Origin of the sequence: Massilia sp. AB1 (assembly GCF_018119385.1) — a bacterium.
Classification (GTDB): Bacteria; Pseudomonadota; Gammaproteobacteria; order Burkholderiales; family Burkholderiaceae_D; genus Telluria.
Genome location: NZ_JAGKSG010000054.1, coordinates 1 through 26,077, shown reverse-complemented (window position 1 = coordinate 26,077; position 26,077 = coordinate 1). Strand labels below are relative to the sequence as shown.

Annotated in this window: 38 protein-coding genes, 1 tRNA gene and 2 pseudogenes; 5 read left to right on the top strand and 36 right to left on the bottom strand. The window is 61.2% G+C overall.

Going from position 1 to position 26,077, the window contains the following annotated elements; translation table 11 throughout:
* Window positions 1-93: 93 nt before the first annotated feature.
* From J8847_RS21310 to J8847_RS21155, 32 genes are all read right to left on the bottom strand, one after another.
* Window positions 94-1,395 carry an ATP-binding protein gene (locus tag J8847_RS21310; RefSeq protein ID WP_211526688.1) on the bottom strand — a complete coding sequence of 434 codons (1,302 nt, stop codon included), beginning with the start codon at window positions 1,393-1,395 and terminating at the stop codon, window positions 94-96.
* 225 nt (window positions 1,396-1,620) lie between these two features.
* Window positions 1,621-1,977, bottom strand: coding sequence for a translation initiation factor Sui1 (locus J8847_RS21305; protein ID WP_211526686.1), 357 nt, complete (start codon window positions 1,975-1,977; stop codon window positions 1,621-1,623).
* A gap of 132 nt (window positions 1,978-2,109) precedes the next feature.
* The gene (dsbD, locus tag J8847_RS21300; RefSeq protein ID WP_211526685.1) at window positions 2,110-3,960 is read right to left on the bottom strand and encodes a protein-disulfide reductase DsbD; all 1,851 of its coding nucleotides are present in this window, start codon (window positions 3,958-3,960) and stop codon (window positions 2,110-2,112) included.
* A 254-nt stretch (window positions 3,961-4,214) separates the two neighbouring features.
* Window positions 4,215-4,610 (bottom strand): 50S ribosomal protein L17, encoded by a 396-nt coding sequence (rplQ, locus tag J8847_RS21295; RefSeq protein WP_211526684.1) that lies wholly within the window; start codon window positions 4,608-4,610, stop codon window positions 4,215-4,217.
* A gap of 138 nt (window positions 4,611-4,748) precedes the next feature.
* A complete protein-coding gene (locus tag J8847_RS21290) occupies window positions 4,749-5,726 on the bottom strand; it encodes a DNA-directed RNA polymerase subunit alpha (RefSeq protein WP_005663401.1) in 978 nt (325 codons plus the stop codon).
* Between the two features lie 306 nt (window positions 5,727-6,032).
* On the bottom strand, window positions 6,033-6,656 hold the full coding sequence (gene rpsD, locus J8847_RS21285; protein ID WP_211519056.1) for a 30S ribosomal protein S4: 624 nt from the start codon (window positions 6,654-6,656) through the stop codon (window positions 6,033-6,035).
* A 207-nt stretch (window positions 6,657-6,863) separates the two neighbouring features.
* Complete coding sequence (gene rpsK / locus J8847_RS21280) at window positions 6,864-7,268, bottom strand: 30S ribosomal protein S11 (protein WP_005663404.1); 405 nt, start codon at window positions 7,266-7,268, stop codon at window positions 6,864-6,866.
* Between the two features lie 15 nt (window positions 7,269-7,283).
* On the bottom strand, window positions 7,284-7,649 hold the full coding sequence (gene rpsM, locus J8847_RS21275) for a 30S ribosomal protein S13 (RefSeq protein WP_036208931.1): 366 nt from the start codon (window positions 7,647-7,649) through the stop codon (window positions 7,284-7,286).
* A gap of 15 nt (window positions 7,650-7,664) precedes the next feature.
* Window positions 7,665-7,778 carry a 50S ribosomal protein L36 gene (rpmJ, locus tag J8847_RS21270; RefSeq protein WP_005663407.1) on the bottom strand — a complete coding sequence of 38 codons (114 nt, stop codon included), beginning with the start codon at window positions 7,776-7,778 and terminating at the stop codon, window positions 7,665-7,667.
* Window positions 7,779-7,815: 37 nt separating this feature from the next.
* Window positions 7,816-8,034 (bottom strand): translation initiation factor IF-1, encoded by a 219-nt coding sequence (infA, locus tag J8847_RS21265; protein WP_005663428.1) that lies wholly within the window; start codon window positions 8,032-8,034, stop codon window positions 7,816-7,818.
* 20 nt (window positions 8,035-8,054) lie between these two features.
* Window positions 8,055-9,389, bottom strand: coding sequence for a preprotein translocase subunit SecY (gene secY, locus J8847_RS21260; RefSeq protein WP_211526683.1), 1,335 nt, complete (start codon window positions 9,387-9,389; stop codon window positions 8,055-8,057).
* Between the two features lie 27 nt (window positions 9,390-9,416).
* On the bottom strand, window positions 9,417-9,848 hold the full coding sequence (gene rplO, locus J8847_RS21255; RefSeq protein ID WP_211526682.1) for a 50S ribosomal protein L15: 432 nt from the start codon (window positions 9,846-9,848) through the stop codon (window positions 9,417-9,419).
* A 26-nt stretch (window positions 9,849-9,874) separates the two neighbouring features.
* A complete protein-coding gene (gene rpmD / locus J8847_RS21250) occupies window positions 9,875-10,054 on the bottom strand; it encodes a 50S ribosomal protein L30 (RefSeq protein WP_036246278.1) in 180 nt (59 codons plus the stop codon).
* 11 nt (window positions 10,055-10,065) lie between these two features.
* Complete coding sequence (gene rpsE, locus J8847_RS21245; RefSeq protein ID WP_026354944.1) at window positions 10,066-10,584, bottom strand: 30S ribosomal protein S5; 519 nt, start codon at window positions 10,582-10,584, stop codon at window positions 10,066-10,068.
* 12 nt (window positions 10,585-10,596) lie between these two features.
* Window positions 10,597-10,959 (bottom strand): 50S ribosomal protein L18, encoded by a 363-nt coding sequence (gene rplR, locus J8847_RS21240; RefSeq protein WP_078034739.1) that lies wholly within the window; start codon window positions 10,957-10,959, stop codon window positions 10,597-10,599.
* Between the two features lie 12 nt (window positions 10,960-10,971).
* Entirely contained in the window at window positions 10,972-11,505 is a 534-nt protein-coding gene (gene rplF / locus J8847_RS21235) for a 50S ribosomal protein L6 (RefSeq protein WP_211519059.1), read from the bottom strand.
* A 9-nt stretch (window positions 11,506-11,514) separates the two neighbouring features.
* Window positions 11,515-11,910, bottom strand: a complete 396-nt coding sequence (gene rpsH, locus J8847_RS21230) for a 30S ribosomal protein S8 (protein WP_211526681.1) — start codon at window positions 11,908-11,910, stop codon at window positions 11,515-11,517.
* A gap of 14 nt (window positions 11,911-11,924) precedes the next feature.
* Complete coding sequence (gene rpsN / locus J8847_RS21225) at window positions 11,925-12,230, bottom strand: 30S ribosomal protein S14 (RefSeq protein WP_005663444.1); 306 nt, start codon at window positions 12,228-12,230, stop codon at window positions 11,925-11,927.
* 4 nt (window positions 12,231-12,234) lie between these two features.
* Window positions 12,235-12,774 carry a 50S ribosomal protein L5 gene (gene rplE / locus J8847_RS21220; protein WP_036208953.1) on the bottom strand — a complete coding sequence of 180 codons (540 nt, stop codon included), beginning with the start codon at window positions 12,772-12,774 and terminating at the stop codon, window positions 12,235-12,237.
* 5 nt (window positions 12,775-12,779) lie between these two features.
* Window positions 12,780-13,094 carry a 50S ribosomal protein L24 gene (gene rplX, locus J8847_RS21215; RefSeq protein ID WP_211519063.1) on the bottom strand — a complete coding sequence of 105 codons (315 nt, stop codon included), beginning with the start codon at window positions 13,092-13,094 and terminating at the stop codon, window positions 12,780-12,782.
* 9 nt (window positions 13,095-13,103) lie between these two features.
* Window positions 13,104-13,472, bottom strand: coding sequence for a 50S ribosomal protein L14 (gene rplN, locus J8847_RS21210; RefSeq protein WP_211519064.1), 369 nt, complete (start codon window positions 13,470-13,472; stop codon window positions 13,104-13,106).
* A 235-nt stretch (window positions 13,473-13,707) separates the two neighbouring features.
* Complete coding sequence (gene rpsQ, locus J8847_RS21205; protein WP_027867253.1) at window positions 13,708-13,980, bottom strand: 30S ribosomal protein S17; 273 nt, start codon at window positions 13,978-13,980, stop codon at window positions 13,708-13,710.
* Complete coding sequence (gene rpmC / locus J8847_RS21200; RefSeq protein WP_211519065.1) at window positions 13,977-14,168, bottom strand: 50S ribosomal protein L29; 192 nt, start codon at window positions 14,166-14,168, stop codon at window positions 13,977-13,979. Before rpmC ends, rpsQ begins: the two co-directional genes overlap by 4 nt.
* Before the next feature lie 12 nt (window positions 14,169-14,180).
* Complete coding sequence (gene rplP / locus J8847_RS21195) at window positions 14,181-14,600, bottom strand: 50S ribosomal protein L16 (RefSeq protein ID WP_005663456.1); 420 nt, start codon at window positions 14,598-14,600, stop codon at window positions 14,181-14,183.
* A 2-nt stretch (window positions 14,601-14,602) separates the two neighbouring features.
* Entirely contained in the window at window positions 14,603-15,397 is a 795-nt protein-coding gene (rpsC, locus tag J8847_RS21190; RefSeq protein WP_211526680.1) for a 30S ribosomal protein S3, read from the bottom strand.
* A gap of 11 nt (window positions 15,398-15,408) precedes the next feature.
* Window positions 15,409-15,741, bottom strand: a complete 333-nt coding sequence (gene rplV / locus J8847_RS21185) for a 50S ribosomal protein L22 (RefSeq protein ID WP_174348348.1) — start codon at window positions 15,739-15,741, stop codon at window positions 15,409-15,411.
* Complete coding sequence (gene rpsS / locus J8847_RS21180) at window positions 15,738-16,013, bottom strand: 30S ribosomal protein S19 (RefSeq protein ID WP_026354942.1); 276 nt, start codon at window positions 16,011-16,013, stop codon at window positions 15,738-15,740. Before rpsS ends, rplV begins: the two co-directional genes overlap by 4 nt.
* A gap of 10 nt (window positions 16,014-16,023) precedes the next feature.
* On the bottom strand, window positions 16,024-16,851 hold the full coding sequence (rplB, locus tag J8847_RS21175) for a 50S ribosomal protein L2 (protein WP_211519067.1): 828 nt from the start codon (window positions 16,849-16,851) through the stop codon (window positions 16,024-16,026).
* Entirely contained in the window at window positions 16,851-17,168 is a 318-nt protein-coding gene (gene rplW, locus J8847_RS21170; RefSeq protein WP_211519068.1) for a 50S ribosomal protein L23, read from the bottom strand. Before rplW ends, rplB begins: the two co-directional genes overlap by 1 nt.
* On the bottom strand, window positions 17,165-17,785 hold the full coding sequence (rplD, locus tag J8847_RS21165; protein ID WP_211519069.1) for a 50S ribosomal protein L4: 621 nt from the start codon (window positions 17,783-17,785) through the stop codon (window positions 17,165-17,167). The genes rplW and rplD overlap by 4 nt, the downstream gene beginning before the upstream one ends.
* A gap of 2 nt (window positions 17,786-17,787) precedes the next feature.
* On the bottom strand, window positions 17,788-18,444 hold the full coding sequence (rplC, locus tag J8847_RS21160; protein ID WP_211519070.1) for a 50S ribosomal protein L3: 657 nt from the start codon (window positions 18,442-18,444) through the stop codon (window positions 17,788-17,790).
* A 264-nt stretch (window positions 18,445-18,708) separates the two neighbouring features.
* Window positions 18,709-18,785, bottom strand: a tRNA-Val gene (locus J8847_RS21155).
* A gap of 230 nt (window positions 18,786-19,015) precedes the next feature.
* Here J8847_RS21155 and J8847_RS21150 point away from each other — a divergent pair.
* The gene (locus J8847_RS21150) at window positions 19,016-20,101 is read left to right on the top strand and encodes a mechanosensitive ion channel family protein (protein ID WP_211526679.1); all 1,086 of its coding nucleotides are present in this window, start codon (window positions 19,016-19,018) and stop codon (window positions 20,099-20,101) included.
* Between the two features lie 187 nt (window positions 20,102-20,288).
* The gene (locus tag J8847_RS24280) at window positions 20,289-21,482 is read left to right on the top strand and encodes a GGDEF domain-containing protein (RefSeq protein WP_211526678.1); all 1,194 of its coding nucleotides are present in this window, start codon (window positions 20,289-20,291) and stop codon (window positions 21,480-21,482) included.
* Window positions 21,483-21,527: 45 nt separating this feature from the next.
* Here the strand turns inward: J8847_RS24280 and arr are convergent.
* Window positions 21,528-21,984: pseudogene (gene arr, locus J8847_RS21140) on the bottom strand (NAD(+)--rifampin ADP-ribosyltransferase).
* Window positions 21,985-22,250: 266 nt separating this feature from the next.
* On the bottom strand, window positions 22,251-23,279 hold the full coding sequence (locus tag J8847_RS21135; protein WP_229513097.1) for a LacI family DNA-binding transcriptional regulator: 1,029 nt from the start codon (window positions 23,277-23,279) through the stop codon (window positions 22,251-22,253).
* 162 nt (window positions 23,280-23,441) lie between these two features.
* On the opposite strand from J8847_RS21135, the gene J8847_RS21130 reads away from it, so the two are divergent.
* The 3 genes from J8847_RS21130 (at window position 23,442) to J8847_RS21120 (ending at window position 25,203) form a co-directional block, all read left to right on the top strand.
* Window positions 23,442-24,017, top strand: coding sequence for a TerD family protein (locus tag J8847_RS21130; protein WP_211526677.1), 576 nt, complete (start codon window positions 23,442-23,444; stop codon window positions 24,015-24,017).
* Window positions 24,018-24,500: 483 nt separating this feature from the next.
* Window positions 24,501-24,950, top strand: coding sequence for a hypothetical protein (locus tag J8847_RS21125; RefSeq protein WP_211526676.1), 450 nt, complete (start codon window positions 24,501-24,503; stop codon window positions 24,948-24,950).
* 88 nt (window positions 24,951-25,038) lie between these two features.
* A complete protein-coding gene (locus J8847_RS21120; RefSeq protein ID WP_211526675.1) occupies window positions 25,039-25,203 on the top strand; it encodes a hypothetical protein in 165 nt (54 codons plus the stop codon).
* A gap of 245 nt (window positions 25,204-25,448) precedes the next feature.
* Here the strand turns inward: J8847_RS21120 and rpsJ are convergent, their stop codons facing one another.
* Window positions 25,449-25,766 (bottom strand): 30S ribosomal protein S10, encoded by a 318-nt coding sequence (gene rpsJ, locus J8847_RS21115; RefSeq protein ID WP_005663509.1) that lies wholly within the window; start codon window positions 25,764-25,766, stop codon window positions 25,449-25,451.
* 187 nt (window positions 25,767-25,953) lie between these two features.
* Window positions 25,954-26,077: pseudogene (locus tag J8847_RS21110) on the bottom strand (elongation factor Tu); the annotation flags it as partial.

Genomic DNA, 26,077 nt, shown 5'->3' with positions numbered 1-26,077 from the left:
GAGCCACCCAGGTGCCCGTCATTCAGTTAGCCAAAAAAGCCGGCCCCCCGGCGCAGGCCGGGGCGACGTGCTTTTGCAAACTGAACAGGACGATCAGGCCCCGGCTGCCGACGCCCCTTCGGCACTGGCCGGCGGCACGATCGGCAAACGCACCGTGAACGTGGTGCCGACACCGACCTTGGAATCGACATCGATGCGCCCGCCATGCTTGTTGACGGTGCTATACGACAGCGACAGTCCCAGGCCGGTCCCGCTGCCTACAGGCTTGGTGGTGAAGAAAGGCTCGAAGATGCGGTTCAGGTTCTGCTGCGGAATGCCGCAGCCCGTATCGCCGATCGCCACCCATACCCAGTCGCCATCGACGCCGGTGCTGATGGTGATGACGCCGCGCTCCGGGATCGCGTGAGCGGCGTTGACCAGCAGGTTCATGAAGACCTGGTTCAGCTGCGACGGCAGGCAGGTCACTTCCGGCAGGCTGCCGTAGCGCTTCTCGACCGTTGCCTTGTACTTGACCTCGTTGGCGACGATGTTCAGGGTGCTGTCGAGACCGGCATGCAGGTCTGCGGGCTGCCAATCGGTATCGCCCATGTGGGAGAAGTCCTTGAGCGCCTGGACGATCTCGCGCACCCGCTTCAAGCCCTCGAGCGATTCCTTGACCAGATCCGGCACGTCTTCCTTCAGGAAAGCCAGGTCCGCTTCGCGCGCGATCGCATCGACGCGCGCCGCCAAAGGGGTGCCCGGCGCCATCTGGGTGACCGCCCGGCCGTTGGCGCCCACTACGGCCAGCAGCGTGTTGATGTATTTTTTCAGCGTCCCCATGTTGCTGTTCACGAAGCCCAGCGGATTGTTGATCTCGTGGGCGACGCCTGCGGCCAGCTGACCGATGGACGCCATCTTCTCGGACTGGAGCAACTGGTTGTGCGCCTCGCGCAAGCGCGCGATGAGGCGTTCCTGCTCCTGCTCCATGCACTTGCGCGCACTGATGTCGCTGAGCGAGCCGATCACCTCGATGGGCGTACCGTTCTCGTCGCGGATCAGGCGCAGCTGGTCGTGCATCCACAGGTACTCGCCGCTGGCGGTGCGGAAGCGGTATTCGTAGGTGCGCTCGCCTTCGACGAACAGCTGGGCGAGGCTGGAGAAGATGTTGGGCGCATCTTCCGGGTGCAGGTGGTCGAACCAGAAGTTCGGGTCGGCCAGCATTTCCTCCGGCTGGTAGCCGAGGACATGGTAGGCGTTCTTGCTGACGAAGGTCAGCTTGAAGTCGCCGCTGGGGACCGAGCTGTAGACGATGGCCGGGGTGTTGTCGATCAAATATTGCAGCCGGACCAGCGGCGAAGTGGCCTCGGCCGGCCGCGGGGGCGGGCTCGAATCGAAGGATTCGAATTCTTCAAACATCATGGCCATGGCGATTCGACGGAGATAGGTTCGCTTCCATTATCTCGACGAATATGTCCGTACAGACACTTTCTTTCCGCAATGGAAATCATTTTTGTGTTCTGTATGGCTTCGCTACAACATGTGAATCAAACGGTCTCAGCTAAGTCTTTCAGCCTCGTTAAGATTGAAAAACCGGCATGGCCGGTTCGGGGATCGCATCCGAGCACGCGTCGCTTCAAAACCTTAGCCGCCGGCGCGTTTCGGATGATGGCCGAGCTTTGTGAGCGTCTCCATCACCAGATCGCAGTGGTCGCCCTGGATCTCGACCACGCCGTCCTTCACGGTCCCCCCTGAACCGCAGGCGGTGCGCAGCTGCTTGCCCAGCTGCGCCAATGCAATGGCATCGAGCGCGAGCCCCTTGACGACAGTCACGCTCTTGCCGCCCCGGCCCTTCGTCTGGCGCGACACGCGCACCACGCCATCGCCCTTGATCACGGCATTTGCCTTGCATGTGCACCCTGAGACGGGTTGCCTGCATCCAGGGCACATGCGACCGCCATCGGTCGAATAGACCAGGCCGCTGTTTGAATTGCTCTTCATGCTTTGCTTGAGAATTTGGCGTCGTGAAGCTCGCTAGTTTAGCAGCGCCTGATTGCTTACTTCTTTTGATTGCAGATGCGATCTACATCCGCAATGCGAACGAAGTGGCCATTCGAGGACTGCGTTCAAGCTTCAACCGCCGAGCTTTTGCAGCGAGACGAGGAATTTGCCTGCGGCTTGGTAGCCGATCACCCGGCTGTCCGGAATCTCGCGCCCTTCCCTGTCGAACAGGATGATCCCGGGCGGTCCGAACAGGCCGAAGTGCTTGAGCATGGCCTTGTCGTCCGCGTTGTTGGCGGTCACGTCGATCTGCAGCAGGATGGTATTCGCCAGCTTGGCCTGCACGGCCGGGTCTACGAAGGTCAGCTTTTCCATCTCCTTGCAAGACACGCACCAGTCGGCGTAGAAATCGAGCATGACCGTCTTGCCGCCGGTATTGGCCAGCACCGCATCGAGCTCGGCTACATTCTTGACGCGCTTGAACTCCAGATGCTTCTGGGCGCCGCCGCGCAGGTGCGCCAGGGGCGCCAGCGCATCGCGTCCGCCACTGGCCACACCGACCAGCTGCATCGCCCCAAGCACGGCGAAGGCGCCGCCGGCGGCCATCGTGGTCCAGTGGCGGTGGTGGCGCAGCAGGTAGAAGCCGTAACCGAGCAGCAGCGCCGCCCACAGCAGCATTTGCGCCGCCGCCGGGATCACCGGCGACACCAGCCACAGCGCCATGGCCAGCATCAGCACGCCGAACAGGCGCTTGACCGACTCCATCCAGGCGCCCACGCGCGGCAGCAGCGAGCCGGCCGAGACGCCGACCAGCAGCAGAGGAATACTCATGCCGATCGCCATGGCGAACAAGGCCGCGCCGCCGATTAGAACGTCGCGCGTCTGGCTGATGTAGACCAGGGCGCCGGCCAGGGGCGCGGCGACGCAGGGGCCGACGATCAGGGCGGAGATGGCGCCCATCGCGAACACGCCCGCCAGCTTGCCCGAGGAACGGCGGCCGGATGCGTGAGCCAGGCGGGTTTGCAGTGCGACAGGCAGCTGCAGCTGGTAGAAGCCGAACATCGACAGGGACATGGCGGCGATGAGGACAGCGAAGCTGCCCAAGACCCAGGGGTTCTGCAGCGCGGCGGCTAAGCCTTCGCCGATCAGGCCTGCGGCGACGCCAAGCGCGGTGTAAACGATCGCCATGCCAAGCGAATACGTGAGCGACAGCACGAAGCCGCGCGAGCGGCGTACCTGCTGACCTTCGCCGACGATGATCGAGGACAGGATCGGCACCATCGGCAGCACGCAAGGCGTGAAGGCCAGGCCCAGGCCGAGCAGCACGAAGGCCGGGATGATGGCCAGCAGACGGCCACCGTTGAGGATGCCGGCGATGGTGGACATGTCGGATTCAGCGGCAGGCGCAATTGCGGCCGGCGGGACGGCTGCAGCGGGCGCGCTCTCGGCGGTCGGCGTGGAGGACAGCGGGACCGAGATTGCCGGCTCCTGCCCTGCTGCGGCGCCGATCGGCAGCGAGGGCGCGCTCGACGACGATCCGCCTGCGCCTGCACTCAACTGGGCCGTGTGTTGTTGCGGCGGATAGCACAGGCCGGCGTCGGCGCAGCCCTGGCTGGTGGCGGTCAGCGTGAAGTTGCCGCTGCCCTCGACGGGAATGCGGATCGTCACCAGGCCCTTGTGGGTTTCGACATCCTTCTCGAAAGTCGGGTCGTATTTCACTTTGCCAGGCGGGATCTGCGGCATGCCGAGCGTGGCGCCATCGGCCTTGAAGCCGAAGCGCTCGCGGTACATGTAGTAACCGTCGGCGATTTGGTAGCTCACTTCCAGCGTCTGTGGATCGGCCATGCGCACCGCGAAGCGGAAGGCCAGGGCCGGATCGAGGAATTCTTCTTCGGCACGGGCGGCGCCTGAAGTCAGGAGCACGAAGGCGGCGAACAGCGTCAGGCAGGCTTGCAGCAGGCGGCTGGCGGAGAAACGGGTCATGGTGTCGGGTGAGTTGTTACAGCGCATCGGCATGGTACACCGGCTCGGCTGTCGGCGTCTGTGGCGAAGCTTAAGAGCGCCTAACAAAACCCTCATGGCTGCGTTGCAGCGTCTTGCCGTACTAGAGTACTGTCTTCGACGCTGCGCCTTGCCCTGATGGTTTTGTTAGGCGCTCTAAGGCGCGTGGAATCGGCGGCGTTTTCGATGGGCGAAAAAAAACCAGGCCGAAGCCTGGTTCTTAGAGACCTTGCCGATTACTCAGCGGTCGGTGCTTCTTCAGCGGTGCCCGGTTCCGGACGGTCCAGCAGTTCGACGTAGGCCATCGGTGCGTTGTCGCCAACGCGGAAGCCCATCTTCAGGATGCGCAGGTAGCCGCCGTTGCGGTTAGCAAAACGCGGGCCCAGTTCAGCGAACAGCTTCTGGACGATCTCGCGGTCGCGCAGGCGAGCGAAAGCCAGGCGCTTGTTTGCCAGGGTGTCGGTCTTGCCCAGGGTCAGGATCGGCTCGACAACGCGACGCAGTTCCTTTGCCTTCGGCACGGTGGTCTTGATGGCTTCGTGACGCAGCAGCGAAACGGTCATGTTGCGCAGCATTGCCAGACGGTGGGACGAGGTACGGTTCAGTTTACGAAGGCCGTGACGGTGACGCATGGTAAATCCTTTCGAGTGTTTTCAATTCCAGTTCTTCGATCGTTCACGCTTGCGCGTGACCGCGGACCGGTTCGGGGTTAAAACCGCCCGGACAAGGCGTCCAGGCGGGGTACTGCAAAGCGAAACAGAAATCGGGGATTACTTTTCCAGACCAGCCGGCGGCCAGTTCTCGAGTTTCATGCCCAGGGTCAGGCCGCGCGAAGCGAGGACTTCCTTGATTTCGTTGAGCGACTTGCGGCCCAGGTTCGGGGTCTTCAGCAGTTCGTTTTCCGAACGCTGGATCAGGTCGCCGATGTAGTAGATGTTCTCGGCCTTCAGGCAGTTTGCCGAACGGACGGTCAGTTCCAGGTCGTCCACCGGACGCAGCAGGATCGGATCGACCAGCGGAGCGCGCGACGGTGCTTCAGCAGCGGCTTCGGTGCCTTCCAGGGCGGCGAACACGTTCAGCTGGTCCACCAGGACGCGTGCCGACTGGCGGATCGCTTCTTCCGGGGTGATCACGCCGTTGGTTTCGATGTTGATGATCAGCTTGTCCAGGTCGGTACGCTGTTCGACACGGGCCGATTCCACGGCGTAGGACACGCGGCGCACTGGCGAGAACGAGGCGTCCAGGATGATGCGGCCGATGGTCTTGTTGGTGTCTTCCGACAGGCGGCGCACGTTGCCCGGCACATAGCCGCGGCCCTTCTCGACCTTGATCTGCATGTCCAGCTTGCCGCCGGCGGTCAGGTGAGCGATCACGTGATCCGGGTTGATCAGTTCCACGTCATGCGGCAGGTCGATGTCGGAAGCCAGGACGGCGCCTTCGCCTTCCTTCTTCAGGGTCAGGGTGACCGAATCACGGTTGTGCACCTTGAACACGACGCCCTTCAGGTTCAGCAGCAGGTCGACCACGTCTTCCTGCACGCCGTCCAGCGACGAGTACTCGTGCACGACGCCGGCGATCGTCACTTCGGTCGGCGCGTAGCCAACCATCGACGACAGCAGGACGCGGCGCAGCGCGTTGCCCAGGGTGTGACCATAACCACGCTCGAACGGCTCCATCACGACTTTTGCGTGACCGGCGCCCAGTGCTTCTACATCGATGATACGTGGCTTCAACAGACTATTTTGCATGAAATGTCCTTTTCAATACCCTCGGTTCGTTACACCGATAAGGCTGATGGCATTAATGAGAACGCCTGCGGGGAGCAGGCGGTGATACGAAATCGGTAGCGACAGGAGTGGGAGGAATTTGGATTCACTGCGAGGCCAACCCAAGGTTGCTGCGCTCGCACTACCACCACGTCGTACGCGCCACTGGCGCCTCCGACTTCCGGCGGAGGCCGGAACCCAAGTTCCTGGCTAAGCCAGCAAACTTGGATCCCGGCCTGCGCCGGGATGACGGTATGGGAGCAGCCGTGGCCGCTCCCAGCGCCGTCATTAACGCGAGTACAGTTCGACGATCAGCGCTTCGTTGACGTCTGCAGCGATCTCGTTACGCTCCGGGAACGAACGGAAGGTGCCTTCGAACTTCTTGGCATCGACCGAAACCCAGCTCGGGAAACCGACTTGCTCAGCCAGCGACAGGGCTTCAGCGATACGCACTTGCTTCTTGGCCTTTTCGCGGACGGCGATAACGTCGCCGGTCTTGACCTGGTACGAAGCGATGTTCACGACGTTGCCGTTCACGGTGAAGGCCTTGTGGCTCACCAGCTGGCGTGCTTCAGCGCGGGTCGAGCCGAAGCCCATGCGGTAAGCGACGTTGTCCAGGCGCGATTCCAGCAGCTTCAGCAGGGTTTCGCCGGTGTTGCCCTTGCGGCGCGATGCTTCAGCGAAGTAGCGGCGGAACTGACGCTCCAGCACGCCGTAGATACGCTTGACCTTCTGCTTTTCACGCAGCTGGTTGCCGTAGTCCGAGGTACGGGCGCCCGACTTCACGCCGTGTTGACCCGGCTTGACGTCCAGCTTGCACTTCGAATCGAGCGAGCGACGTGCGCTCTTCAGGAACAGGTCGGTGCCTTCACGGCGCGACAGTTTTGCTTTTGGTCCGATATAACGTGCCACGTTAGATACCTTTATAAATTAATCACGCCCCAGTGGTGCCTTGAGCACCCAGGCGCTAGTCCGGTCCACGATTGGCCGGACGTGGCTTAAACAAATCGCCCGCCATTGAAATGGCAGGCGACAAGAGCCGGGCAGTATACCCTATTTCGGGTAACTGCACCGGCAATCTTTGGAACACCACGGAGCCGGGGCCCCGTGCGTCGTGTATTAGATACGACGACGCTTCGGCGGACGGCAGCCGTTGTGCGGAACCGGGGTGACGTCCTGGATCTCGGTGATCTTGATGCCCAGGTTGTTCAGAGCGCGCACAGCCGACTCGCGGCCCGGGCCTGGGCCCTTGATACGCACTTCCAGGTTCTTCACGCCCGACTCCTGAGCGACCTTGCCTGCAGCTTCGGCAGCAACCTGCGCTGCGAACGGGGTCGATTTGCGCGAACCCTTGAAGCCGGCGCCGCCGGAGGTAGCCCACGACAGAGCGTTGCCCTGACGGTCGGTGATCGTGATGATCGTGTTGTTGAAGGACGCGTGGACGTGGGCGATGCCCTCGGCGACGTTCTTCTTGACTTTCTTGCGCACGCGAGCTGCTGCTGCGCTGCTTTGTTGCTTGGCCATGGTCAGGTTCCTAGATTATTTCTTGAGCGATTGTGCGGCCTTGCGCGGACCTTTGCGGGTACGTGCATTGGTACGGGTACGCTGGCCGCGCACCGGCAGACCCTTACGGTGACGCATGCCGCGGTAGCAGCCCAGGTCCATCAGACGCTTGATGTTCATGGACAGTTCGCGGCGCAGGTCGCCTTCCACGACAAACTTCGCAACTTCGTCGCGCAGCTTCTCGAGTTCGTTATCGTCCAGGTCCTTGACCTTCTTGTTGGTCGCGATACCGGTTGCGTCGCAGATCTTCTGCGAGCGCGGACGGCCAATACCGTAGATCGCCGTCAGGCCGATAACAGTGTGCTGATGATTTGGGATGTTAACCCCTGCAATACGTGCCATTCGATATTCCTCGTATTAACCTTGACGCTGCTTGTGACGCGGCTCGACGCAGATCACACGGACCACGCCCTTGCGCTTGATGATCTTGCAGTTGCGGCAGATCCGCTTGACTGAAGCGTTAACTTTCATTTTGCACTCTCTTCGGTTCGTTTACTTGATGATTTTTTTACTTGGTGCGGAACACAATGCGGGCCCGGGAAAGGTCGTACGGGGTCAATTCCACCGTCACCTTGTCGCCCGGGAGAATGCGGATGTAATTCATCCGCATTTTACCCGAGATATGCCCCAGCACCACGTGCCCGTTTTCCAGCTTCACGCGAAAGGTCGCGTTCGGGAGATTCTCGAGAATCTCCCCTTGCATTTGGATGACGTCGTCTTTTGCCATTCGGTCTATGCACTCCCCGCTTATCGCGTCGGAATTCCGCCCTTGAAGTTAGCCTTGCGCAGCAGCGATTCATATTGCTGCGACATGACGTAGTTCTGCACTTGTGCCATGAAGTCCATCGTCACCACCACGATGATCAGGAGCGACGTGCCGCCGAAGTAGAAGGGAACCTTCCACTGGGCAGTCATGAACTCCGGCACCAGGCACACCAGGGTGATGTAGACCGCACCAGCCAGGGTCAGGCGCATCAGGATCTTGTCGATGTAGCGGGCAGTCTGCTCGCCCGGACGGATGCCCGGAACGAATGCACCGCTCTTCTTCAAGTTGTCCGCCGTTTCCTTGCTGTTGAATACCAGCGCGGTATAGAAGAAGCAGAAGAACACGATCGCCACCGCATACAGCAACGCGTGGATCGGCTCGCCTGGTCCCATCGACGCTGCCAGGTCCTTCAGGAACCCGATGACCGGGCTGCTGGAGTCCTTGCCGCGCGTGAACCAGTCGACGATCGTTGCCGGGAACAGGATGATCGACGAAGCGAAGATCGGCGGGATCACGCCTGCCATGTTCAGCTTCAAGGGCAGGTGGCTGGTTTGGCCACCGTAGATCTTGTTGCCGACCTGGCGCTTGGCGTAGTTGACCAGGATCTTGCGCTGGCCGCGTTCAACGAACACCACGCCATAAGTCACTGCCACCACCAGCGCGACGATCAGGATCGCCGAGAAGCTGCCGATCGAACCGTTCGACACCAGGGTGAACAAGCCGCCCATGGCCGAAGGCAGACCCGCTGCGATACCGGCAAAGATGATGATCGAGATGCCGTTGCCGAGACCGCGTTCGGTGATCTGCTCGCCCAGCCACATGAGGAACATGGTGCCGGTCAGAAGGGTCGTGACGGTGACGAAGCGGAAGCCGATGCCCGGATCGAGCACCAGTCCCGGCTGCGCCTCGAGCGCGACCGCGATACCGAACGCCTGGAACAACGCCAGTGCCACCGTGAAGTAACGGGTGTACTGGGTGATCTTGCGGCGGCCGGCTTCGCCTTCCTTCTTCAGCGCCTCCAGTTGCGGCGAGACGATCGATGCGAGCTGCATGATGATCGAAGCCGAAATGTAAGGCATGATGCCGAGAGCGAACACGGTAAAGCGGGACAAGGCGCCGCCCGAGAACATGTTGAACATGCCCAGGATGCCGCCCTCGTTCTGCTTGAACAGCGACGCGAGCTGCACCGGGTCAATCCCGGGGACCGGGATGTGAGCACCGATGCGGTACACGACCAATGCGCCAAGCAAAAACCACAGCCGACCCCAGGGGAAGCCGGAAGCGGCGCTTTTACCAAGTTGTGAATTAGTCGCCAATTTTTGCTCCGATCAGGCAGGTCGCAATTAAGCGACCGAACCGCCAGCTGCTTCGATCGCCGCTTTCGCGCCGGCGGTCGCTTTCAGGCCCTTGAGGTTCACCGCTTTGGTGATCTCGCCGGACAGGATGACGCGCACGTCACGTGCCACGACCGGCAGGATGCCTGCCTGCTTGAGCACCAGGATGTCGACGTCGCCGACAGCCAGGGTGTTCAGGTCCGACAGACGCACTTCAGCCTTGAACGAGGCGTTCAGCGATTTGAAGCCGCGCTTCGGCAGACGACGCTGCAGAGGCATCTGGCCGCCTTCGAAGCCGACTTTGTGGAAGCCGCCCGAACGCGATTTCTGACCCTTGTGACCGCGGCCGGCAGTCTTGCCCAGGCCCGAGCCGATACCGCGGCCAACGCGACGCTTCGCGTGCTTGGCGCCGTCAGCTGGTTGAATGGTATTGAGTTCCATTGATTTCTCCGTACGTAAGCCGCGGCTTACGAAACAACTTTAACGAGGTACGCGACTTTGTTGATCATGCCACGCACGGACGGGGTGTCCTGCAGCTCGGAGACCGAGTTGACACGACGCAGACCCAGGCCGCGCACGGTGGCACGGTGATCCTGACGGGTACCGATCAGGCCCTTGACGAGCTTGACTTTGACAGTGTTTGCCATGTTTGTTCCCCTTAACCCAGGATGTCTTCAACCGACTTGCCGCGCTTGGCAGCGATGTCAGCCGGAGTGCTCATTTTTGCCAGACCGTCGAGGGTAGCGCGAACCAGGTTGTACGGGTTCGACGAACCGGTCGACTTGGCGACCACGTCGGTCACGCCCATCACCTCGAAGATAGCGCGCATTGCGCCACCAGCGATCACGCCGGTACCCGGCTTGGCCGGCGACATCATGACGCGCGAGGCGCCGTGACGACCGGTGACGGTGTGGTGCAGCGTACCGTTCTTGAGGGGCACCTTGATCAGGTTGCGGCGGGCTTCTTCCATCGCTTTTTGCACGCCGACAGGAACTTCCTTCGACTTGCCCTTGCCCATGCCGATGCGGCCATCGCCGTCACCGACAACGGTCAGCGCTGCAAAACCCATGATACGACCACCCTTGACCACTTTGGTCACGCGGTTGATCGCGATCATTTTCTCGCGCATGCCATCATCCGGCTTGTCGCTTGCCATTTTCGCTTGCATTTTTGCCATGACGATTCTTCCTTAGAACTTCAGACCGGCTTCACGCGCGGCTTCTGCCAGCGCCTTCACACGGCCGTGGTAACGGAAACCCGAGCGGTCGAACGCAACTTCGGTGATTCCTGCTTTCAGTGCCTTCTCGGCGACGCGCTTGCCAACCAGGGCAGCCGCGGCAGCGTTGCCGCCTGCACCGCTCTTGCCGGCCAGTTCGGCGCGCACTTCTGCTTCCAGCGTCGAAGCCGACACCAGCACCTTTGCGTCCGGGCTGATCAGGTTCGCATAGATGTGCAGGTTGGTGCGGTGAACCGACAGACGGTTCACGCCCAGCTGGGCGATCTTGATGCGGGTTTGACGTCCGCGACGCAGACGCGATTCTTTCTTGTCCATCGTCAGCTCCGATTATTTCTTCTTGGTTTCTTTAAGCTTCACCACTTCGTCCGAATAACGGACACCCTTGCCCTTGTAAGGCTCAGGCGAGCGGTAAGCGCGCACTTCTGCGGCGACCTGGCCGACCTTTTGACGATCGATACCCTTGATCAGGATTTCGGTCGGGGTCGGGGTGACGGCAGTGACGCCTTCCGGCATCGCGTGCAGCACCGGGTGCGAGAAGCCCAGCGACAGGTTCAGGGCGTTGCCCTGCACTGCTGCCTTGTAGCCCACGCCCACCAGGTTCAGCTTCTTCTCGAAGCCCTTGGTGACGCCGGTAACCATGTTGTTGACCAGGGCGCGCAGGGTGCCCGACATGGCGTTCGATTCACGCGAATCGTCCACCACGTCGAAGGTCAGCGTGCCGTTGTTGTTTTCCACTTTGACCAGGCCGTTCAGCGGCTGGGTCAGGGTGCCGAGCGGGCCCTTGACGGTGATCGACGACGCGTTGATCGCGACATCGGTACCTGCCGGGACGGCGATTGGCATCTTAGCTACTCGAGACATGTCTACTCCTTAAGCCACGTAGCACAGCACTTCGCCACCGACGCCGGTAGCACGTGCTTTGCGGTCGGTCATCACGCCTTGCGGGGTCGAGACGATTGCCACGCCCAGGCCATTCATGACCGACGGGATTTCGTTCTTGCCCTTGTAGACGCGCAGGCCAGGACGGGACACGCGCTCGATGCGCTCGATGACCGGACGGCCGGTGTAATACTTCAAACCGATTTTCAGTTCAGCCTTGCCACCTTCGGTGGACACGGCGAAATCTTCAATGTAACCCTCGTCCTTCAGGACGTTGGCGATCGCAACCTTGACTTTCGACGACGGCATGGCGACCGTGGTTTTCTGGACAGTTTGTGCGTTGCGGATGCGGGTCAGCATATCGGCGATAGGATCGCTCATACTCATTGCTTATTCTCCTATTACCAGCTAGCTTTGGTCATACCCGGGATTTCGCCTTTCATGGCGAATTCGCGGAGTTTGGTGCGGGCCAGACCGAATTTACGGAAAGTACCACGTGGACGGCCGGTCATTGCGCAGCGGTTACGCTGGCGGGTCGGGGCCGAGTTGCGCGGCAGGGCCTGCAGTTTCAGGCGAGCTTCGTAACGTTCTTCTTCCGACTTCGATTGGTCGTCGATGATCGCTTTCAGAGCGGCACGCTTTGCGGCGAATTTCTCCACCAGGTCTGCACGCTTCTGTTCGCGGTTAATCAGTGCAAGTTTTGCCATGCTCTTAGTTCCTGAACGGGAATTTGAAGGCGGCGAGCAGCGCTTTGGCTTCTTCGTCGGTCTTAGCGGTGGTGGTGATCGAGATGTTCATGCCACGCAGCGCATCGATCTTGTCGTAATCGATTTCCGGGAAGATGATCTGCTCTTTGACGCCGATGTTGTAGTTACCACGGCCATCGAACGATTTGCCATTCACGCCACGGAAGTCACGCACGCGCGGCAGGGCCACGGTGATGAAGCGGTCCAGGAATTCGTACATGCGGTTACCGCGCAGGGTCACCATGGTACCGATCGGGTAGCCTTCGCGGATCTTGAAGCCTGCGATTGCCTTGCGAGCCTTGGTCACGACCGGCTTCTGGCCGGCGATCTTGGTCAGGTCGCCAGTGGCGTGCTCGATGACCTTCTTGTCGGCGACAGCTTCCGACAGACCCATGTTCAGGGTGATCTTGGTCAGGCGCGGGACTTCCATGATCGACTTGTAACCGAATTTCTCGGTCAGCTCGGCGACGACTTTGTCTTTGTAAATTTGTTGGAGACGGGCCATTGTTCTTACCCCTTCACTACTTCGCCGTTCGACTTGAAGACGCGGACTTTCTTGCCATCCACATCCTTGAAGCCAACGCGATCCGCCTTGCCGGTCGCTGCGTTGAACAGCGCGACGTTCGAGACGTGAATCGGCATAGTCTTGTCGACGATACCACCAGTGTTACCGGTCATCGGGTTCGGCTTGGTCGCTTTCTTGGCGACGTTGACGCCTTCGACGATGACGTGTTCAGCGTCTACACGCTTCTGAACGACGCCACGCTTGCCCTTGTCTTTACCGGCCAGAACGATGACTTCGTCGTTTTTACGAATCTTATCCATTGCGACTCCTTACAGAACTTCAGGTGCCAGGGACACGATCTTCATGAACTTCTCGGTACGCAGCTCGCGCGTCACCGGTCCGAAGATACGGGTACCGATCGGCTCCAGCTTGCTGTTCAGGAGGACAGCGGCGTTGCCGTCGAACTTGACCAGGGAACCGTCCTGGCGGCGCACACCTTTGGCGGTACGCACAACCACGGCGTTGTAAATTTCACCTTTTTTGACGCGACCACGCGGCGCAGCCACCTTGACGGTGACCTTGATGATGTCGCCAATGCTCGCATAACGGCGTTTCGAGCCGCCCAACACCTTGATGCACAGAACTTCCTTGGCACCGGTGTTGTCGGCTACTTCGAGCCGGCTTTCGGTTTGAATCATAGTATTTTCTTTCCCAACTTAAGCCGTAGAAAACCCCACGGAAAACCGTGGGCCTGCGGTCAGTCTTGGTCCCGTCGGCACGCCCCTGCTGGAGCATGACGTTTGGGTGATTGGACTTTCCAATAACTTTCGCTACACAGGCCGCCGACATCGCGGGGACATACTGCGGCAACACATGAACGAAGCCCGCTAGTATCCCAGATACCAGCGGGCCACGCAAGACAAATTTTAAGGCTTAGATGACCTGTGCTTGTTGCACAACACGGGTCACGGTCCACGCCTTCGTCTTCGAGATCGGGCGACCTTCCGTGATCTCGACCGTGTCGCCGGTCTTGACCTGGTTGGTCTCGTCGTGCGCGTGGTACTTGTTCGAGCGCACGATGATCTTGCCATACAGCGGGTGCTTGACGTGACGCTCGATCAGGACGGTCACCGTCTTGTCCATTTTGTCGGACACGACCTTGCCGACCAGCGTACGCTTCAGCGCCGTTTTAGTGGTGTCGTTCATTTGGCTTCCTTCGAGTTCATCACAGTCTTCACACGCGCGATATCGCGACGTACTTTCTTGAGCTGCGCGGTGTTCGCCAGCTGCTGGGTAGCCAGCTGCATGCGCAGGCCGAACTGGGCCTTCAGCAGCTCATTCAGCTCCTTCTGCAGGGCGTCCTGGTCTTTGCCGCGGAGTTCCGATGCTTTCATATTCAACTCCTGTTATTGGCCGACTTGGCGCACCACGAAGGTGGTTGCCAGCGGCAGTTTGGCAGCGGCCAGGCGGAACGCTTCGCGCGCCAGTTCTTCTGCGACGCCGTCCATCTCGTACAGGACTTTGCCTGGCTGGATTTCAGCGACGTAGTACTCCGGGTTACCCTTACCGTTACCCATACGGACTTCAGCCGGCTTGTTCGAAATCGGCTTGTCCGGGAAGATACGGATCCAGATACGGCCGCCACGCTTGATGTGACGGGTCATCGCACGACGGGCTGCTTCGATCTGGCGTGCGGTGATACGGCCGCGGGCAACTGCCTTCAGGCCGAATTCGCCGAACGACACAGCGGTGCCGCGGGTGTGCGAAATGCCGGTGTTACGGCCCTTCTGCTCTTTACGATACTTTCTGCGGGATGGCTGCAGCATCTTTATTCTCCTGCTTTCTCAGCCGGCTTGGCAGCGGCGCGACGACCTGCTGGAGCGGCTCCTGGTTTGGCGCCTGGGCGCGGACGGCCGCCCGGCTTGCCATCATCGCGACGCGGGCCGCGTGGCTTCTTCTCGTCGGCCGGCACGTCGATCACAGGTGCTTCGCCCGTTGCCGAACGATCGCCCTTGTAGACCCAGACCTTGACGCCGATGATGCCGTAGGTGGTCGATGCTTCGCTGGTGCCGTAGTCGATATCGGCGCGCAGGGTGTGCAGAGGCACACGGCCTTCGCGGTACCATTCGGTACGTGCGATCTCGATGCCGTTCAGGCGGCCCGACGACATGATCTTGATGCCGACAGCGCCCAGGCGCATTGCGTTCTGCATGGCGCGCTTCATCGCGCGGCGGAACATGATGCGCTTTTCGAGCTGCTGCGAGATCGAGTCGGCGATCAGCTGCGAGTCGATTTCCGGCTTGCGGATCTCTTCGATATTGACGTGCACAGGCACGCCCATGATCTTCGTCAGCGACGACTTCAGCACTTCGATGTCTTCGCCCTTCTTGCCGATCACGACGCCAGGACGCGACGAGTAGATCGTGAAGCGTGCGTTCTTGGCAGGACGCTCGATGACGATACGGCCGACCGAAGCGTTCTTCAGCTTCTTTTTCAGGAAAGCGCGCGCTTCCAGGTCTTCCTTCAGCATTTCGGCGAAGTTGCCGTTGCCAGCGTACCAACGCGATGCCCAGTTACGGGTGACCGCCAGGCGGAAGCCGGTTGGGTGGATTTTCTGACCCATCGTATGACCCCTTAGTTACCGACAGTCACGTAGATGTGACAGGATTGTTTCGAAATGCGATCGCCGCGGCCCTTCGCACGTGCGGTGAAGCGCTTCAGGATCGGGCCCTTTTCGACGTAGATCTGGGTGACCTTCAGCTCGTCGATGTCCGCGCCATCGTTGTGTTCCGCGTTGGCGATTGCCGACTCGAGAACCTTCTTGATGATGGTCGCGCCCTTCTTCGGGCTGAACTGCAGAATGTTGAGTGCTGCGTCAACTTTCTTGCCACGGATCAGGTCAGCAACCAGGCGGCCCTTCTGTTCCGACAGGCGCACGCCTTTGAGGATAGCTTTAGTTTCCATTATTTTTTCGCCTTCTTGTCAGCGGCGTGGCCCTTGAACGTACGGGTCAGCGCGAATTCGCCGAGCTTGTGGCCGACCATGTTCTCCGAGACGTACACCGGCACGTGCAGCTTGCCGTTGTGGACAGCGATCGTCAGACCGATGAAGTCCGGGGTGATCGTCGAGCGGCGCGACCAGGTTTTGACTGGCTTCTTGTCTTTGGTCGCTTGCGCGGCTTCGACTTTTTTCACCAGGTGGGCGTCAATGAACGGCCCTTTTTTCAATGAACGAGTCATGTTTTATCCCTTATTTCTTGCCGCGGCGCGAGACGATCATCGACGAAGTGCGCTTGTTCGAACGCGTCTTCTTGCCCTTGGTCTGCTGGCCCCATGGCGACACCGGATGGCGACCTGCTGCCGTACGGCCTTCACCACCACCGTGCGGGTGGTCGATCGGGTTCATGACGACACCGCGGACGGTCGGACGCACACCGCGCCAACGCATCGCACCGGCTTTACCGATCTTGCGCAGGCTGTGCTCGGCGTTGCCGACTTCACCCACGGTTGCACGGCACTCGATGTGCACGCGACGGACTTCACCCGAGCGCAGGCGAACCTGGGCGTAGGTGCCTTCACGCGCCATCAGGACGACAGCGGCGCCGGCGGTGCGGGCCATCTGTGCGCCTTTACCCGGCAGCATTTCGACGCAGTTCATCACGGTACCAACCGGGATGTTGCGGATCGGCAGGCAGTTACCGGCCTTGATCGGCGCTTCCGAGCCGTTCATGACGGTGTCGCCCACAGCCATGCCCTTGGTGGCGATGATGTACGCACGGTGACCGTCGGCGTAGCACAGCAGAGCGATGTGCGCGGTACGGTTCGGGTCGTATTCGATACGCTCGACCTTGGCAGGGATGCCGTCCTTGTTGCGCTTGAAGTCAACCAGGCGGTAGTGCTGCTTGTGGCCACCGCCGATGTGGCGGGTGGTGATGTGACCGTTGTTGTTACGGCCAGCAGTCTTCGATTTCTTTTCAACCAGGGCTGCGAACGGACGGCCTTTGTACAGGCCTTCGGTCACAACTTTCACCATGCCGCGACGGCCTGGGGAGGTTGGCTTCATCTTAACGAGTGCCATTATTTAGCCTCCTCGACAAAATTGATTTCCTGGCCCGGCTTCAGGCACACGAAAGCACGCTTGGTGTGGTTGCGGCGGCCGTTGAAACGGCCCGAGCGCTTCTGCTTGCCTTCGCGGTTCACGGTTTGCACCGATTCCACTTCGACCTTGAACAGCAGCTCGACGGCAGCCTTGATTTCTGGCTTGGTCGCGTCCGGCAGAACCTTGAACACGATCTGCTCGTTCTTTTCCGCGACGAAGGTCGCTTTTTCGGAAATGATCGGAGCCAGCAGCACCTTCATCAGGCGCTCTTCGCTAAATTTGATTGCGGCGCTCATGCGTACATCTCCTCGATCTTGGCCAGAGCAGCTTTGGTGACCAGGACTTTCTTGTAGAACACCAGCGACATCGGGTCAGCAGCCTTCGGCTCGACGACCAGCACGTTCGGCAGGTTGCGCGAGGCGAGCAGCAGGTTTTCGTCGATGGTGTCGGTGATCACGAGGACCGATTCCAGGCCCATGCCCTGCAGCTTTTGCGACAGCAGCTTGGTCTTCGGAGCTTCGATCGACAGGTTCTCAACCACGTTCAGGCGGCCTTCGCGGGCCAGCTGCGAGAAGATCGAGCAGATACCTGCACGGAACATCTTCTTGTTGACCTTGTGCGAGAAGTTCTCGTCCGGGGTGTTCGGGAAGATACGACCACCGCCGCGCCACAGAGGCGACGACGACATACCAGCACGAGCGCGGCCGGTGCCCTTCTGGCGCCATGGCTTCTTCGTGGTGTGGCTGACTTCTTCGCGGTCTTTCTGCTTGCGGTTGCCGCTACGTGCGTTGGCGGCGTAAGCGACCACGATCTGGTGGATCAGGGCTTCATTGTATTCGCGGCCGAACACGGTGTCGGCAGCTGCAACGCCTGCGCCAGCTTGACCTTGCTCATTCAGGAGCTGAAGTTCCATATTTAAGCTCCTTTCTTGGCTTTGGTTTTGACAGCCGGCTTGACAACCACTTGGCCGTTCTTGGCGCCAGGAACGGCACCTTTGACCATCAGCAGTTGACGCTCAGCGTCGATGCGGGCGATTTCCAGGTTCTGGGTGGTGACGGTAACGTCGCCCATGTGACCGGTCATGCGCTTACCCGGGAACACGCGACCCGGATCCTGGGCCATACCGATGGAGCCAGGAACGTTGTGCGAACGCGAGTTACCGTGGGTCTGACGACCCGACGAGAAGTTGTAACGCTTGATGGTACCGGCGTAGCCCTTACCGATCGAGGTGCCTTGCACGTCGATTTTCTGGCCCACTTCGAACATCGAAGCATTGATGGTGTCGCCGGCTTTGAGTTCAGCGGCTTTGGTGGAATCGATGCGGAATTCCTTCAGCATCGTACCGGCTTCGACGCCAGCTTTGGCGTAGTGACCGGCGGCGGCCTTGTTCACGCGGGAAGCGCGACGCTGACCGAAGACGACCTGAACAGCGGTATAACCGTCAGTTTCAGGAGTTTTGACTTGCGCAACACGGTTGTTCGACACGTCCAGGACGGTGACAGGGATCGAATCGCCGTCATCCGTAAAGATACGCATCATGCCAACCTTGCGACCGAGAAGGCCCAGGCTCATTTTTTCTCCATTCCCACCTACGATTGGGCGGGGGTAGTTGAACTACTAAAAAATATGGGTCAAAAAAGATAGACCCATACCGAAGCCGGCTAGTATAGCGTGCAAACGACGACGGCGCAACAGAAGAATCGGGCGTGTAGCCGGCTCTGTTGCGTTTTTCGCATAATGGAGAGAGCGAGGAATCCGTTCTAGCTGAACGGCACAGAAAAGGCACACCGCTGCGCCTTTTCTCTGCAAGTCTCGGGGACTTGCGATCTGGAAGTCTGGTGGGCGGTGCAGGATTCGAACCTGCGACCCCTTGGATGTCGACCAAGTATTCTAACCAGCTGAACTAACCGCCCGGGGAGCCGCATTATACGAAGCTTGCTTGAAGTTTTGCAATAGCTTTTTTCAGCGCGCGGCGATTTTTCGACAAATCGCTGTCGGCGTGGCAATCGTGCGCGGGTTGTTGATGCCGAAACGAAATGCTATTGTACAAATGCATCACGGGCGGCCTTGAGCGTTCGTCTGGGTGCGGCCCTCCCCTCTCCCCGGCGCAGCGACGCGCCGCCGACTCCAAGGAAGCACATTAATGAATCACATCATCCTCGGCAACTCCCTTACCGACTGGCTGATCGCGCTGGCCGTCGCCGTCGCGGTCGCGGCCGGCCTGGACGCGGTCAAGGCCATCCTGCTGCGGCGCATCCGCAGTCTGACCGCCCAGCGGGCTTCGCGGGCGCGCGGCGTGGCGGTGGCGGCGCTGTCGTCCACCCGCCTGGTGGTGCTGGCGATCCTCGGCCTGTACGCCGGCGCCAGCCTGCTGGCCTTGCCGGAACGCGGCCAGCTGTTCGCCGGCCGCGCCGCGATGGCCGCCCTGCTGGTCCAGTGCGCGATCTGGGGCGACCATGGCGTCAAGAGCTGGCTGGCCTCGCCCCGCGCGCAGCAGGCCGAGGATCCGGGCCGCGCCACCTCGTCGGCGGCGATCGGCTTCCTCGTGCGCGTGCTGCTGTGGGCGGTGGTGGCGCTGATGATCCTCGATAACCTGGGCGTCAACATCACGACCCTGGTGGCCAGCCTGGGTATCGGCGGTATCGCGGTGGCGCTGGCCGTGCAGAGCATCCTGGGCGACCTGTTCGCCTCGCTGTCGATCGTGCTCGACAAGCCCTTCGTGATCGGCGACTTCATCATCGTCGACAATGCGCTCGGCACCGTGGAGCACATCGGTCTCAAGACCACGCGGGTGCGCAGCCTGGGCGGCGAGCAGATCGTGTTCTCGAATGCCGCCCTGCTCAAGAGCCGCATCCACAACCTGCGCCGCATGGAAGCGCGGCGCGTGGTGTTCAAGCTTGCGGTGAACCACGACACGCCCGAACCGGTGCTGCGCGCCCTGCCCGGCCTGGTCGAAGCCATCGTCAGCGAGCAGCCGCAGGTGCGCTTCGACCGCGCCCACTTCAACGGCATGACGGCGCCGGCGTTCAGCTACGAAGTGGTGTACTTCGTCGAGAGTGCCGATTACCGCGTGTTCATGGACGTGCAGCAGGAGATCTATTTGCGCATCGTGTCCATGCTCGCCGAACAGGGCGTGCGGCTGGCACTGCCGGCGCAGACCATCCACCTGGAAGGCCGTCCCGCCGTGCTGCCGGTCCCTTTACCCCAGGATGAGCGGGTCGCAGCCTAGTTCACGCTGCATGCACTTCGGGTGGTGTATACGGAGCGCCACGAGTGAGATGAATTTGATAGATTGCCAGTTTCTAATTGGCAATTTATCTATTTCCCTGGGTTAGAATGACCGTTGATGTGAGCAACCGCGCCGAACTGCGTGCCGCCAAACGATTCTTCCCCGGCCACACGCCGACCGTCCACACGTGCCTTCCCAAGACCTGTCCCCACTGCGCCTGACCATCGACCGCCGGCGCGCCGAGTTTGCGGATCCGGAGTTCGAAGACCGCTTCCTCCGCCATTTTCTGCCGGAGCGTAATGCCCAGCTGAAGGCAAGCCTGCTGTTTTCGGCATTCTTTTATGTCGCGTTCGGCGTCACCGATCTCACCACCCTGGGCATCACGCCCATCGCCTGGGCCATGGTCGCACTGCGCGTGCTGGTCGGCGTGGCGGCCCTGGGCGGCTATGTCGCCGTGTCCCGCAATCCGGATTCGGTGCGGGTCTCGATCGTGACCACCTGTACCGTGCTGGTCGTGGGACTGGTGGTGTTCCCTATCCTGTGCTGGTACCAGCCGAGTGCGATGGCCTGGAACCTCATGTCGTTCGCGCTGGTCCTCATGGCGGTCTACGTCAACTTCCCGAACCGCTTCGTCTACGCGGTCGCGATCGGGGTGGGCGCCAGCGTGGAGTTCGCGGCGATGCTGATTTTCCAGGACACCCTGAACCCGGACGATATCCTGGCCCTGGTGCTGATGCTCATCCTCGGCAATGCCCTCGGCTATATCGCAGCCAGCCGCTTTCATCTCGCGCAGCGCGAGCAATTCCGCTCTTCCCTGCTGCTGCAGCAGCTGGCCGACCGAGATCCCCTGACCGGCTGCTACAACCGCCGCGTCCTGCAGAGCGGCCTGCTGGACGCCGAGCTGGCGCGCGCCCGCCGCTACGGCTCGGCGCTGTCGGCGATCCTGTGCGATATCGACCATTTCAAGCGGATCAACGACAGCTACGGCCATGCGGCCGGCGACCAGGTCCTGAGCGGATTCGCGGGACTGCTGCAATCGATGACGCAGACGACGGACGGCAGCGTCATCCGCTACGGCGGCGAGGAATTCCTGCTGGTGCTGCCCCAGGCGGAGCTGCCCGAAGCGCATGCGCTGGCGGAGCGCATCCGCCATGCCTTCGCCAACACGCCGACCGCGATCGGAGGCGGCGCCTACGTTTCCGCGACCGCCAGCTTCGGCATCGCCTCCATCCCGACGCTGCATGCCTACGTGCCGCCAAAGTTCGACGCCTTGATCGAGGCTGCCGACATCCAACTGTATGCGGTCAAGCATGGCGGGCGCAATGGGGTGCGGGGCACGATCGTGAGCGCCACACCCGAGCCGCTGGCGGCGGGAGCCTGAAGTCAGTACTGGCGCTCCTGGAAGATCGTGGACCGGAGTGCCGGACTAGTCTTCAATCGGCGCCAGGCCCTGTCGCTGTTTCTCCCTGATCCCGTCGACCATTGCCCGCAACACGTCCGGCGCGTGTCCCTGCCAATCGTCGACCTTGCCAACGATCTTCTACGGGCTCGCGCGTGCGGTAGGACCGGGTCGGATTCCCGGGAAAACGCTTGTTTGTCAGGTTGGGATCGTCCTCGAAGGCGCCCACCGGTTCGACAATGTAGATGTGGCCAGTCCCTTCCACCCCCGCGAGCGCGACGGCCAGTTCCGCACCCCAGATGGCCGGCTCCAGCAATGCACTGAAATACACATTATTGGAGACACGGCCTTCTTCATAATTGGATGCGAAGCCCGGCGCCAGCTGGTCGCCTATCTCGAAATGGGAGCGGGTGCCATGATAAAAGGGACCTTTTATCTCACCGCAGTTTTCATACGTGACCGGGGCCCAATCTTGATCGCTCATGTGTTCTCCCGACGTGAATCTATACCGAACTGAAGCAGTATACCGGCTTGCCTTAACCGCCCTCACGGGCTCCTTCGCACACGCTGCGCTGCGCATCCCAACGGCCGCCGCGGTCGAGACAGCGGTCGATACCGGCCTGGTGCCACACCCATCGGCCACAAGCCAGCAGTGCCGCTAACGCGAGAACGGTTAGGAAAAACTTCCTCAGCCGCATACGGCTCCTCGTCGGTCAGTGAGGGCGATGTCGGGTGGAGCCACGCGCCCGGCTACGAAGCTGCAGCCAATACCCGCCGCGCCTGCGGATGGGCGGTCGACTGGCGCACCAACAGCCGCCCCTGCAGGCGTTCGTGCCGGCGCGCTCCACCCTCGCCGCGGATGCGCTGGAACAGCAGCTCGGCCAGTCGCCGTCCCATGTCGTATACGGGCTGGGCAACGGTTGTCAGGCGCGGCATAACGAAGGCCGCTGCACCGAGATCGTCCCCGCCCGTTACCGACAGCTGACCCGGCAGCTCGAGGCCCGCCTCCTGCGCCGCGCACAGCGCACCCAGCGCCAGCATGGCATTGCAGGCAAACAGCGCGCTCGGCGGCACCGGCAGGGCCAGCAGCAGGCGTACGGCGTCGTGGCCGCCCTGGCAGTCGGCTTCGCCGTGCACCAGATAAGCGTCACCGAGTTCAATCCCCGCCTCGCGCAGCGCACGCCGGCAGCCGGCCAGGCGCTCCTGCCCGGCCGGCTGGCCCTCGGGCCCCGCCAGGCAGGCGATGCGCCGGTGCCCGAGCTCGATCAGGTGGCGAGTCGCCGCATAGCCCGTGGCCTCATGGTCCAGGCCGATGAAATCGGCGTCGAGCCCGGGAATCTCGTGGTCAGCCAGCACGATGGGCAGGTGCTGGCTGGCCAGCAGCGGCGCCAGCTGGTCGCGCGTGCTGCCGCCGACCAGCACCAGGCCGTCGATGCGCTTTTCGATCAGGCCGCGCAGGTGGGACGCCTGGCGCTGCGGGTCATCGTGACCGTTGCACAGCATGATGTTGTAGCCGACGGCGAAGGCAGCGTCCTCGATCCCGCGCAGCAGTTCGGCAAAGCTTGGATGGGTGTTATCTGGAACCGAGACGCCGATGGTGTAGGTCTTGTCGTTCTTGAGGCTGCGGGCCACGGCGCTGGGGATGTAGCGCATCTCCTCGATCACCGCCTGCACTCGCTTGCGCACGTCGTCGCTGACCGAGCGCGTATTGTTGATGACGTGCGAGACGGTGGAGGTCGATACCCCTGCCCGTTCCGCGACCTGCTTCATTGTTGCCATCCTGCCTCCCTTTCCGATAGGCATTATGACGCGAATGTTACAAGACGGGCAATGTGTATGTACGGCCAACTATGGAATGTGTGACATTTTTGCCGTGTACAATCGCTCAATCACCCGCTGTGCGTGGGCCTTAACCTTCCCGTTTTCCAACAAGGAGTGTGTATGGCGATCAGTCTGCAAAAAGGCGGCAACGTCAACCTGAGCAAGGAAGCTCCCGGCCTGACCAAGGTCATCATCGGCCTGGGATGGGACCCGCGCGCCACCGATGGCGCGGCATTCGACCTGGACGGCAGCGCCTTCCTGCTGAAGAACGACGCCAAAGTCCGCACGGATACCGATTTCATCTTCTACAACAACCTGAAGTCGGCGGACGGCTCGGTAGTCCATGCGGGCGACAACACCACCGGCATGGGCGCGGGCGACGACGAGAAGATCGCGGTCGACCTGGCCCGGGTGCCGCCGGAGATCGACAAAATCTCGTTCTGCGTCACCATCCACGAGGCGGACGCGCGGCGCCAGAACTTCGGCATGGTCGGCAAGGCCTACATCCGCTGCCTGAACGCCACCGGCGACACCGAGATCGCGCGCTACGACCTATCCGAGGACAGCTCTACCGAGACCGCGATGATCTTCGGCGAACTGTACCGGCATGGAGGCGAATGGAAGTTCCGCGCGGTCGGCCAGGGCTACAAAGGCGGCCTGGGACCGCTGGCCCGTTCGTTCGGCGTCAACGTCTGAACTGGGCTCGATGCCACCGCGGCCCGCGCCTCTGCGGGCCTGCCATCCCATTCCATCTAGAGAAAACGCATGCGCATCTGGCCCCTGCCTGCAACCCTGCACCTCGCACCTGCTCGCTATGGCCTCTTTGATCGACCGATGACATACAGAATGAAAAATGCAAGTCCAATCAATGCCCAGAGTATTAAGTCGAGTTTTGGGTTTGAGAATGGCGTAAGAAAGACGTTATAAACAATACCGAGCAATACGAATGAAACGCAGATTGCGACAATTGCAGTCTTAACGATTTTCATATGTTTCTCCACAAATGCGACGGAGGTTACTCGCCGACCCTGGCCCAGGACAGGGCGCGCAGCGTGCGGTAAAAACGAAGAGAAGACATGATCGGGAAAGCGGGACAGTGATCGCGACTGGTCGATTGGACCATCCGCTGGTGCCCGCGACAATCATTCGTGACGAAACAATGCTGCGGGCATAAAAAGCGTGCGTGTTGCCCACCTGCGCGCGCCGAACGGCTACAGTGAGGACAAATCACTTCCCGTCACGCCGATGCCCCCTTGTCTCCGTTCGCGCTGCGCTGCCTTTGCCTGCCTGCTGGCGACCTGCGCCGCTGCGCTCGCGCAACCTGCGCCCTCGCCCGCCCGGACCGCACCGGCCGCCGGGGAGCACGCGCCGGCCGCCGAGAACAAGCTGGATATCGAAGCCATGCGTCGCGCGGTCCGGGAGATGAAGTTCGACGAGGAAGTGGTGCGCCGTACGAGCGAAGTCATGTCCGCCGAGCCCGATCCCGGCCACAAGCGCTTTCGCGAGAAATTCGATTCCGGCAAGCGGGGCGATTGCCTGACCGCCTTCCAGGGCATGGGCGTGCTGGCGCTGCTCGCCATGCCGATCGCGACGCTGATCGATAAGAAGGACCACGGCTGCAAGTGGTGAGCGGCAGATCAAGTCCCGGCTTCGTTCAGGACAAAGGGTGGGCCGCGGGGATGGGAAAGAATGATTTTTTGCGTGTGCGGAGGATCTTATGTCCGACCCTGGCGACCAGCAAGGCCGCGATACCGCGCGGCGCGCTCCCGAGCCGACGGTGCTTGGCTGGCTGGGCATTCTGAGCCTCATGGCGCTGGTTGTCGCGGGAACGGTGGTGACCGGCCGCCTGCTGGGGCGTGCGCTGGCGCTGGTGCTCCAGTAGGAAGGGCATGAATCCGGCCGCAGCCAGCGAGACCGTCGCACCGGCGAAGGCCGGTGCCTAAGTTAGTAACGCAGTCGAGATGCTTGCAAACTTGGACCCCGGCCTTCGCCGGGGTGACGGTTTTTAGGCTAACGAACTCATCAACGAGACGAGCCTGGCGCCGTAAACGACAAAGGCCGGGTCGCCCATACGGACTTCCCGGCCTCTGAACCGCCAGCGGAATGATCCGCCGGCAGAGGAAGCGATTACTGCAGCTTGATTTCGACGTCGACGCCAGCCGGCAGGTCCAGCTTCATCAGTGCGTCAACGGTCTTGTCGGTCGGATCCACGATGTCCATCAGACGCTGGTGCGTACGGATTTCGAACTGGTCGCGCGAGGTCTTGTTCACGTGCGGGGAACGCAGCACGTCGAAACGCTGGATACGGGTCGGCAGCGGGACCGGGCCCTTGACAACCGCGCCGGTGCGCTTGGCGGTGTCGACGATTTCCAGTGCGGACTGGTCGATCAGCTTGTAGTCAAACGCTTTCAGGCGGATGCGGATTTTCTGGTTCGGAGCGGACATGCTATTTCCTTTAAAAGAACGTTCCGGCTAGTGCCGGCAATGTGTAAAAGGTACTTCGGTACAGCTCAAGAGGCGGGAGTATATCACCGAACCCTCTCATAAAGATGGGGACAGACCAAAAAGTCTGTCCCCATCCGTTGGGAGGAAGCGACGTCCCGGAGGACGCGCTTCCGATCTCCACCTTTAATTAGGCGATGATCTTGGCAACGACGCCGGCGCCGACGGTACGGCCGCCTTCGCGGATTGCGAAGCGCAGACCTTCTTCCATCGCGATCGGAGCGATCAGCTTGACGGTGATCGACACGTTGTCG